A 9280-nucleotide genomic window follows, 5' to 3' on the forward strand; every position below is an offset into this window, starting at 1 on the left:
TGCAGCGGTGAGCACCAACCAACCGGATCCCTACGACGCGCACGATCGCGCCCGCGTCGTCGCTGAGGCACCGAAGACCGCGGGGCTGCCCGGCACCGAGGGCCAGCACCGCACCGACTTCGCCCGCGACCGCGCCCGCGTGCTGCATTGCGCTGCGCTGCGCCGGCTGGCCGACAAAACCCAGGTCGTCGGCCCGCGGGAGGGCGACACCCCGCGCACCCGGCTCACCCATTCGTTGGAGGTGGCCCAGATCGGGCGGGGGATGGCGATCGGATTGGGCTGTGATCCCGACCTGGTCGAACTCGCCGGCCTGGCCCACGACATCGGCCATCCGCCCTACGGGCACAACGGGGAACAGGCGCTCGACGAGCTGGCGGCGTCCTGCGGCGGCTTTGAAGGCAACGCCCAGAACTTCCGCATCCTCACCAGCCTGGAACCCAAAGTCCTTGACCCACAAGGACGCAGCGCCGGGCTGAACCTGACCCGGGCGGCGCTGGACGCGGTCACCAAATATCCGTGGCCGCGCGGGGGTGGGCGCACCAAGTTCGGTTTCTACGACGACGACCGCCACCACGCCGCCTGGATGCGCCAGGGCGCGCCACCGGATCGGCTGTGCCTGGAGGCGCAGGCGATGAACTGGGCCGACGACGTCGCCTACTCGGTGCACGACGTCGAGGATGGGGTGATCGCCGGGCGCATCGACCTGCGGGTGCTCGCCGACGACGACGCGGCCGCCACCCTGGCTCGCCTCGGTGCCTCCGAGTTCGACCAAGTCAGCGCCGATGACCTGGTCGCCGCCGCCACCCGGCTGTCCGGGCTGCCGGTGGTCGCCGCGGTCGGCAAGTACGACGCCACGCTGTCGGCGTCGGTGGCGCTCAAACGGCTGACCAGCGAGCTGGTGGGCCGCTTCGCCTCGGCCGCGATCACCGCGACCCGCGCGGTGGCCGGGGACGGGCCGCTGGCCCGCTATCGCGCGGATCTGCAGGTGCCCGAGGTGGTCCGGGCCGAGGTGGCGGTGCTGAAAACCCTGGCGGTGCACTTCATCATGTCCGATCCGCGGCACCGCGAGATCCAGGCGCGGCAGCGGGAGCGCATCCACGCGGTGGCGGGGTGGCTGCTGGCCAACGCGCCGAGCACGCTGGACCCGGTGTTCATCCCGGCGTTCAACACCGCCGGCGACGACGACACCCGGCTGCGGGTCATCGTCGATCAGATCGCCTCCTACACCGAGGGGCGACTGGAGCGCGTCGCGGCCGGGATCAGCTGAGTTTGCTGGCCTTGTCCATCATGGCCCGGGCGACGTCGATGCCGCTGGTCTTGGGGTCGGCCGAACCCGGCTCATCGGGCCACGGGAGATGAAAGTGCACCAGAACGTCCACGAGGCAGTTGCCCTGAATGCCCACCGCCCGTGCTACCGGGACGGTGTCGCCGTCCTGAATCTCCATGTCCAGGGTTGCCGACAGCACGGAATCGGTGATCGTGACACCGCGGATGTGCTCGACGATGTTCTCGCCCCCCTGCGACCCGGGCGGTGTGGTCACCGTCTGTCCGTCGCAGGCCTTCCACTGCTCGGAGAATTTTGCGAAGAGGGTCTGCACGTCCGGTGCCGTGGGTAACGCGACCGCGGCTTCGTCGACCGTCAATACCCGGCCCACACCGGTGCCCCACCAGTACTCTCCGGCGACACGTTGCACCGTGGCTGAGGCGTAGGCGTCCTTGTGCGCGACGTTCACGACGCCCGTGCACTTCGGCGGCGTGCTGCTCCCGCCGATCAGCGTGTCGAAGCTGCCGGCGGTGCCGTCGCCCATTAACCCCGGTTGGGCCTTAAACGGGGTGTCGAGCAATTTCGTGAGTTCGCCACCATCGAGGAGCACCCGGTGGAGGGCGTCGCCGGTGATCGGGTGTTGAGATGTTGTGGTGGCGGGGGACGTCGCTAACGTGGACGTGCTCGTGCGGTCGGGTATCAGCGCCCACACCACGACGCTCACTACGGCCAGCACGATGACCACATAGGACAGCGTCACCCCGACCAGCGCACGTGTGTGCCCAGCCTGATGACGCTTCTTGATCTCGGACAGCGCCAGATGGCCCAGCACGGCACCGACCGGGGCGAACACCACCGCGAAGACCACCGACAGCGTCGCCAGCGTGTTGGTTTCCGGCTGTGCCGGCGGGGGCTGCGGTGCGGGACCGCCGGGTGCGCCCGGCCAGCCGCCGCCCGACGGCCAGCCCCCGCCAAATGGATCACCACCCCCGCCGAATGGCTCGCCACCAAAGGGTCCAGACGAATAGCCCCCGCCACCGTTCACCGCAGCCTCCCATCCGGTGTCGCAATGACCCTAGTCCGCGCCGGTTCGGCGGCGACGCACAATTTGGCGGTCGCTGATGCCGCCCGGTTGCGGAGCGCTCGCTGCACCGAGGGCGCCGGAGCGTGTCGCGGTCGGGATCACCAAGTCCCCAATCTGCATCCCAGACCGGTACCATTTTGGGATGAGCATTCAGATTGCCGTCCGGTTGCCCGACGAGATTGTGGCCTTCATCGACCAGCAAGTCGGCGAGAAGCGGGCGCCCAGCCGTGCCGCCGTCGTGCTTCGCGCCCTCGAACGCGAACGCCGCCGCCAGGTCGCCGCCCGCGATGCGGCCATCCTCGCCGCCGAAAAGCCCGGCCGCGACGACCTGGACGAGCTCGCCCGCTACGCGGCGGATCTGCCGAGCGGTCTCGACTGATGCGACCGATTCACGTTGCGCAGCTGGATAAACACCGGCCCGTTTTGATCCTCACGCGCGAACTCGTCCGGCCGTACCTGGCCCGTGTCACCGTCGCCCCGATCACCGCCACCATCCGGGGGCTCTCGACGGAGGTGCCCGTCGGCCCCGCCAACGGGCTCGACAAACCATCCGTTGTCAGCTGCGACAACATCGTCACGATCCCCGTCGAATCGCTCAGCCGACACATCGGCTACTTGCTGCCCGAGCAAGAACCCGACCTCAGCGCCGCGATCCACCACGCTTTCGACCTGGATTGACGTGTCGCGGCGCTCCGAAATCAGCTGAGCTTGCTGACTTTGTCCATCATCGCCCGCGCGACGTCGATGCCGCTGGTGTTGATATCCGCGGTCCCGGTTTTCTCCTCGGGTGCATTATTGAACGGCATGCTGACCTCCACCAGGCAGTTTCCTTGAACGCCGATGGCCCGCGCATACGGTCCGGCGTCGCCCATATGCGCCGTTGCCGCAAGGACGGAGTCGGTCACCCTGACATCGTTGATTCTCCAGTCGGTGTTTTCGCCACCTGGGCCGGCGGCTGGTTCAGACACCCTTTGCCCGTCGCAGTGCTTCCACTGTTCGGAGAATTTTGCGAACAGTGCCGCGGCATCCGCGGCGCTGTCCAACGCGACAACAGCCTCGTTGACGTAGATCACGCGGTAATTGACGGCGTTCATGAACGCGGGATTGTCGGGGGTCCCCTGCCCCCACGCGACCGCGGCGTAGCTTTGCACACCCGCGGATTCGTAGACGCTTCTAGATGCGAGCACCACGACCCCAAAGCAATCAGGCGATGCGGCCGTCGACGGCTTGCCCATCGCTTCCAAGCCCCCATATTGCTGCTCGTCAAGCAAGGTGCCTGCAAACGGTTGTCCGAGCATCTTCGACAGCTCGGTGCCATTCAGCAGCACCTTCTTGACCGCGTCCCCAGTAACTGTGGGGCCGGCGTTGGCGTGGGGCCCCGGCGAGGCGTGTGTTGACGAGTGGTGCGACTTGCTGGGCGCGACCAGCCAGATCACCACCCCCAGCACCACGAGCACGGCGACCAACGCCGTTACCACCAGCCAGATTCGGGTGTTCTTCCCGCCGCGCTGCGGCGGGGGAGCAGGCATTCCCGGCCAGCCAGGCGGCGGGGGACCGGGAGGTACACCGGGCCCGCTCGGCGGCCAGCCGCCGCCGTAGGGCGGACCGCCAGGTCCACCCGGGTAACCCCCACCGGTCATCGCAGCCTCCCGTCCCCGTCGCCGGGACTGACCCTATCCCGCACCGGGCCGGTATCCGTGCACAATCTGCGGCGACGGCGTCATCGCGGCCGGGTTCGGCGCTCTAAACTAGCCCGATGGCCGGCCGCATCCCCGATCGCGATATTGCCGCCATCCGTGAACGTGTCCGCATCGAGGACGTCGTCGCCGACTACGTGCAACTGCGTCGCGCCGGCGCGGATTCGCTCAAGGGACTGTGCCCGTTCCACGACGAAAAGTCACCGTCGTTCCACGTGCGCCCCAACCACGGCCACTTCCACTGCTTCGGCTGCGGCGAGGGCGGCGACGTGTACGCGTTCCTCCAGAAGATCGAGCACGTCAACTTCGTCGAATCCGTCGAACTGCTCGCCGACCGGATCGGCTACACCATCAGCTACACCGGGACCAGCACCGGCGCCCAGCGCGACCGGGGCACCCGCAGCCGGCTGATCGCCGCCAACGCCGCCGCCCACGAGTTCTACATCGCGGCGCTGACCAGCGAGGAGGCCGCCCCGGCGCGCCAGTACCTCACCGAACGCAACTTCGACGCCGCAGCCGCCAAACAGTTCGGCTGCGGATTCGCCCCGTCCGGGTGGGACAGTCTGACCAAACACTTGCAGCGCAAGGGCTTTGAGTTCAAGGAACTCGAGGCGGCGGGCCTGTCCCGGCAGGGCCGGCGCGGCCCCATCGACCGGTTCCACCGCCGGCTGCTGTGGCCGATCCGCACCGCGGCCGGCGAGGTGATCGGGTTCGGGGCGCGGCGCATCTTCCCCGACGACCCGATGGAAGCCAAATACGTCAACACCCCCGAAACCGTGCTGTACAAGAAGTCAAACGTGCTGTTCGGGATCGACCTGGCCAAACGCGACATCGCCAAGGGGCATCAGGCCGTCGTGGTCGAGGGCTACACCGACGTGATGGCCATGCACCTGGCCGGGGTCACCACCGCCGTCGCCTCGTGCGGCACCGCCTTCGGCGACGAGCACCTGGCCATGCTGCGCCGGCTGATGATGGACGACAATTTCTTCCGCGGCGAACTGATCTACGTGTTCGACGGCGATGCGGCCGGTCAGGCCGCCGCGGTCAAGGCGCTCGACGGTGAGCAGCACCTGGCCGGGCAGTCCTTCGTCGCGGTCGCCGCCGACGGCATGGACCCCTGCGATCTGCGGCTGCGGTCCGGTGACGCGGCGCTGCGGGATCTGGTGGCGCGGCGAACCCCGTTGTTCGAGTTCGCAATCCGGGCCGCGTTGGGTGAGATGGACCTGGACAGCGCCGAGGGCCGGGTCGCCGCGCTGCGCCGCTGCGTGCCGATGGTCGCCCGGATCAAGGACCCCATGCTGCGCGACGAGTACGCGCGCCAGCTCGCCGGCTGGGTCGGCTGGGCCGACGTCGCGCAGGTCATCGGCCGGGTCCGCGACCAGGCCAGGGCCCACGGCGGCGCCAAACCCGCCGCCCGGCGCGCCGCGGCCGGCAACGGTGCGCCCGCCGCCCCCGCGGTGTCCCGGCCCGACCCGGCCGATCCCACGCTGTGGCCGCAGCGCGAAGCGCTCAAATCGGCGCTGCAGTATCCGGCGCTGGCCGGGCCGGTGTTCGACACGTTGACCGTCGAGAGCTTCACCCACCCCGGCTACGCCGCGGTCCGCACCGCGCTGCAGGCCGCCGGCGGCACCACCGCCGGGGTGGCCGGCGCCGAATGGATCGACGCGGTGCGCCAGCAGACCACCTCGGCGGCCACCGCGGGCCTGATCAACGAGCTCGGGGTGGAGGCCATCCGCGTCGACGAGGACAAGCTGCCGCGCTACATCGGCGGGGTGCTGGCCCGGCTGCAGGAGGTGTGGGTGGGCCGGCAGATCGCCGAGGTCAAATCCAAGCTGCAGCGCATGTCCCCGGTCGACAACAGCGACGAATACCACGCCCTGTTCGGCGACCTGGTCGCGATGGAGGCCTACCGGCGCAGCCTGCTGGAGCAGGCCAGCGGCGACGACCTCACCGCCTGACCCGGGCGCGGCTCAGTTCGCGTTGTCCGCCCGCCCGACGACGGCGGTGCGCTGGTCGATCTCGGTCAGCGTCACCATCCGCGGATCGGGGGAGACCCGGTTGGCGATGGTGCGCCGGCCCGCATCGATCACCGACCGCGCGACCGGGCTGCCGGTCAGGGCACGATAGGTGCCCGCGATCTGCTCGTAGCGGCGACGGCCTGCCTTCGCGCCCAACACGTAACCCAACCCCAGCACCACGAAATACCGGATCAACGGTCCCCTCCAGACAAATCGATGGCTCCATCCTGCCTCACCGGTCGCGGCGGCGGCGGACAGGCTGGCCCGCTCCGCACCCTCCGCCGCCGATACGTTAGAGTCGTCCCGCAGCCCACGTGGACGCGACAGCGTCTATCGTGGACGGTCAGTCCCCTGTAGCTCAATTGGCAGAGCATTCGGCTGTTAACCGAAGGGTTGCTGGTTCGAGTCCAGCCGGGGGAGCGTCACCACCGACGGTCCCTGTTGCGCCTTGGCCTGCTTCTGCTTGGCCGCCTGGGCGACCGCGTTGATCAGCGGGTTCGCGGCCAGCATTTCGCGGCGTTCTTCCTCGGTCATCTCGTAGAACGACCAGGCCCCCCACACCGCCGGCCGCACATACACCGTCACCGGCCGCGGCCTGTTGCCCAGCACGGCCGGAATCGCCACCGGACGGTCGCTGCTCGCCGAACTGAGCATCTCCTCGGTGATCTGCGCGACATCCGCGGAATCGTGCAGTTCGTAGGTCAGCCCCTGGCCGACCTTGCTGGGCGGTCCTTGCAGCGCGAGGAACCACGCCATCGGCTACTCCTTTGTTCGGGTTCGTAACTTGGCCAGCTTAAGGTGTGGTCCTGGCGGCGGGATGGCGTATCGCCGACCGACCTGGGGCGGTGTTACCGCGCCGGCCGGGCGGTCAGGTAGGCCATCGCCCCGGCGGTCTCGATCGTGAGGTCGGGCAGCACCGGGCGCAGCAGGTCAGCGAGTTCGTCGGGGGTGCGGGGCGGCGCGCTTTGTCCGCCGCGGTGCAGGGCGCGCAGCATGGCGCGGGCGCGGCGGGTCCGCGCGACGAGCGCCGTCGCATACACCGTGCCGCCGGGGGCCACCTGGTCGCACAGCCGTCGCACGGCCGCGGCCGGATCGTCGAGCAGGTGCAGCACCCCGTAGCAGACCACCGTGCTGAACACCCGGTCCCGGAACCGGATCGACGGCAGGTCCCACAGGTCGGCCTGCACGAACATCGCCTGACCGGTGCCGACCCGCGCCGCGGCGCGGCGCAGCATGCCCAGCGAGCGGTCCACCAGCACCAGCGGGCGCCGGGCGTGCCGGTAGGCGTCGGCGGTGAACACCGCTGTGCCGCAGCCGACATCCAGCAGCGGCCCGCGCGCCGAGTCGACCGCGGCCGCGGCGAAGTCCGCGTAGGCGCGCGGTGAGGCACCCCAGGCCAGCCGGTTGTAGACGCGGTTGCCGATCAGGCCGTCGTAGACCGCCGCCATCCGGTCCTCGGGCGCGGCCGCGTCGGCGGCCAGGACCGACCAGATCCCGTCGCCGACGGCCCGCAACGGATGCCCGGGCCGCACCACCTCGTCAAAGGCCGCCACCACGTCCCCATTCTGCGCAGTGCGCCGCCAGAACGCCTAGTACACGTCGCGTTGGTAGCGGCCCGCGGAGGACAGCCCCTTCACATAGGCCTTGGCGGCGTCGTGGTCGAGGTTGCCGTGCCGCTGCGCGATTTCCACGATCGTGGCGTCGACTTCCTTGGCCATGCGCTGCGCATCCCCGCACACGTACAGGTGCGCCCCGTCCTGCAGCCACCGCCACAGCTCGGCGCCGCGGGCGCGCATCAGGTCCTGCACGTAGATCTTCTCCGGCTGATCACGCGAGAACGCCAGGTCGAGTTCGGTGAGGAACCCGTCGGCGTGCATGCCGGTGATCTCGTCGCGGTAGTAGAAGTCGGTGGCGGCGTGCTGTTCGCCGAAAAACAGCCAGTTGGGCCCGGTGTGGCCGAGCGCGCGCCGTTCCTGCAGGAAGCCGCGGAACGGGGCGATGCCGGTGCCGGGCCCGATCATGATCATCGGTGTGGGCGACGCGGTGGGCGGCCGGAAGTGGTTGGACTTCTGCAGGAAGACCCCGATGCCGTCGTTCTCGGCGGCATCGGCCAGATAGGTCGAACACACCCCGCGACGCGGGCGGCCCCGAAAGTCGTACCGCACCGCCGACACGGTCAGGTGCACCTCCCAGGGGTCCTGCTTGGGGCTCGACGAGATCGAATACAGCCGCGGCTGTAGCGGTTTGAGCACCGACAGCCACTCCTCGGCGGACACCTGCACCGGGTATTCGGCGAACAGGTCGATCTGGTGGCGTCCCCACGCCCAGTCGGTGAAGCGGGCCTTGTTCTCCGGCTTCAGCAGTTCCCGCAGCTCGGTGTCGCCGTTGCGTTCGGCGACGAACCGCACCAGGTCCGGGTTGAGCCGGGCGATCGCGAACCGCTCCCGCAGCGCGTCGCGCAGCAGCATCGGTTCATGGTCGCCGACCTCCACCAGGGCGTCACCCTCCAACCCGGTGACACCCAGCCATTCGTCGACCAGCTCGCGGTGATGGCGCGGCCACACCCCCAGCGCGTCGCCGGCCTCATAGCTCAGGGTGTTTTCCGGGAGCAGAAAAACGAACTGGCGCACCTCTTTCGCTGATCCGGGACCGCTCAGCACGGTGTTGCCCACCAGGCAGGTGATCAGCGGGTTCTTCTTGCCGTACGGCGGCGGTGCGGCGCCGACCAGCACCGGTTCGCGGACCAGGGCCTCGGTCAGCGCGGCCACCCAGCCGGTGGCGGCGTCCTCGTAGTCGGGTTCGCAGTCGACCCGGTCGACGATGCGGGTGGCGCCGAGGTCGGCCAGCCGGGCGTCGAGTTTGCGGCCGTGCCCGCAGAAGTCGTCGTAGTTGGAGTCGCCCAACGCCAACACCGCGTACCGGGTGTTGCCCAGTTGCGGTGCGGTATCGGCGGATAACGCCTCCCACAGGCCGGTGCCGTTATCCGGCGGGTCGCCGTCGCCGGTGGTGCTGGTGATCAGCAGCAGCTCGCGGGTGGTCGCCAGCTCGGCGATCGGGAAGTCGTCCATGCCGTGCACGGCCACCGGCAGGCCCGCGTCGCTCAGCCGCGCGGCGCAGGTGCTGGCGGCTTCCTCGGCGGTGCCGGTCTGCGACGCCCACAACAGCACGATCGGGCTGCGCTGCGGCTCGGTGTCGGGGGCCGGTCCGGGGTCGGTCG

Annotated in this window: 9 protein-coding genes and 1 tRNA gene; 5 read left to right on the forward strand and 5 right to left on the reverse strand. The window is 69.6% G+C overall.

Features of this window, described 5'->3' with window-relative positions; genetic code table 11:
• Nucleotides 1-7 precede the first annotated feature (7 nt).
• Nucleotides 8-1267, forward strand: a complete 1260-nt coding sequence (locus tag BKN37_RS12125) for a deoxyguanosinetriphosphate triphosphohydrolase (protein WP_071026071.1) — start codon at nt 8-10, stop codon at nt 1265-1267.
• On the opposite strand, the gene BKN37_RS12130 is transcribed toward BKN37_RS12125, so the two are convergent.
• Entirely contained in the window at nt 1260-2309 is a 1050-nt protein-coding gene (locus tag BKN37_RS12130; protein WP_083341742.1) for a sensor domain-containing protein, read from the reverse strand. The genes BKN37_RS12125 and BKN37_RS12130 overlap by 8 nt on opposite strands.
• 181 nt (nt 2310-2490) lie before the next feature.
• Here BKN37_RS12130 and BKN37_RS12135 point away from each other — a divergent pair, with 181 nt between their 5' ends.
• Nucleotides 2491-2727: a YlcI/YnfO family protein gene (locus BKN37_RS12135; RefSeq protein ID WP_071026073.1), complete on the forward strand. Its 237-nt coding sequence runs from the start codon at nt 2491-2493 to the stop codon at nt 2725-2727.
• The gene (locus BKN37_RS12140; RefSeq protein ID WP_071026075.1) at nt 2727-3026 is read left to right on the forward strand and encodes a type II toxin-antitoxin system PemK/MazF family toxin; all 300 of its coding nucleotides are present in this window, start codon (nt 2727-2729) and stop codon (nt 3024-3026) included. Before BKN37_RS12135 ends, BKN37_RS12140 begins: the two co-directional genes overlap by 1 nt.
• A 20-nt stretch (nt 3027-3046) precedes the next feature.
• Here the strand turns inward: BKN37_RS12140 and BKN37_RS12145 are convergent, their stop codons facing one another.
• Complete coding sequence (locus BKN37_RS12145) at nt 3047-3877, reverse strand: sensor domain-containing protein (RefSeq protein ID WP_083341743.1); 831 nt, start codon at nt 3875-3877, stop codon at nt 3047-3049.
• Nucleotides 3878-4104: 227 nt separating this feature from the next.
• Between BKN37_RS12145 and dnaG the strand changes: the two genes are divergently transcribed.
• Nucleotides 4105-6003 carry a DNA primase gene (dnaG, locus tag BKN37_RS12150; protein ID WP_071026077.1) on the forward strand — a complete coding sequence of 633 codons (1899 nt, stop codon included), beginning with the start codon at nt 4105-4107 and terminating at the stop codon, nt 6001-6003.
• Nucleotides 6004-6015: 12 nt separating this feature from the next.
• On the opposite strand, the gene BKN37_RS12155 is transcribed toward dnaG, so the two are convergent.
• Nucleotides 6016-6258 (reverse strand): hypothetical protein, encoded by a 243-nt coding sequence (locus tag BKN37_RS12155; protein WP_071026079.1) that lies wholly within the window; start codon nt 6256-6258, stop codon nt 6016-6018.
• A gap of 152 nt (nt 6259-6410) precedes the next feature.
• Here BKN37_RS12155 and BKN37_RS12160 point away from each other — a divergent pair.
• A tRNA-Asn gene (locus BKN37_RS12160) sits at nt 6411-6483 on the forward strand.
• A 428-nt stretch (nt 6484-6911) separates the two neighbouring features.
• Here BKN37_RS12160 and BKN37_RS12170 read toward each other — a convergent pair.
• Nucleotides 6912-7619, reverse strand: a complete 708-nt coding sequence (locus BKN37_RS12170) for a class I SAM-dependent methyltransferase (RefSeq protein WP_071026081.1) — start codon at nt 7617-7619, stop codon at nt 6912-6914.
• Nucleotides 7620-7652: 33 nt separating this feature from the next.
• The coding region (locus tag BKN37_RS12175; RefSeq protein ID WP_131823573.1) for a diflavin oxidoreductase at nt 7653-9280 on the reverse strand (1628 nt) is incomplete at its 5' end.

Source organism: Mycobacterium talmoniae, assembly GCF_001854525.1.
Taxonomy (GTDB): Bacteria; Actinomycetota; Actinomycetes; order Mycobacteriales; family Mycobacteriaceae; genus Mycobacterium; species Mycobacterium talmoniae.

Excerpts from the sequence above, each read along its gene's own strand:
- dnaG (WP_071026077.1), top strand. The coding sequence starts at position 4,105 with ATGGCCGGCCGCATCCCCGATCGCGATATTGCCGCCATCCGTGAACGT.
- BKN37_RS12145 (WP_083341743.1), bottom strand. The coding sequence starts at position 3,877 with ATGCCTGCTCCCCCGCCGCAGCGCGGCGGGAAGAACACCCGAATCTGG.
- BKN37_RS12135 (WP_071026073.1), top strand. The coding sequence starts at position 2,491 with ATGAGCATTCAGATTGCCGTCCGGTTGCCCGACGAGATTGTGGCCTTC.
- BKN37_RS12140 (WP_071026075.1), top strand. The coding sequence starts at position 2,727 with ATGCGACCGATTCACGTTGCGCAGCTGGATAAACACCGGCCCGTTTTG.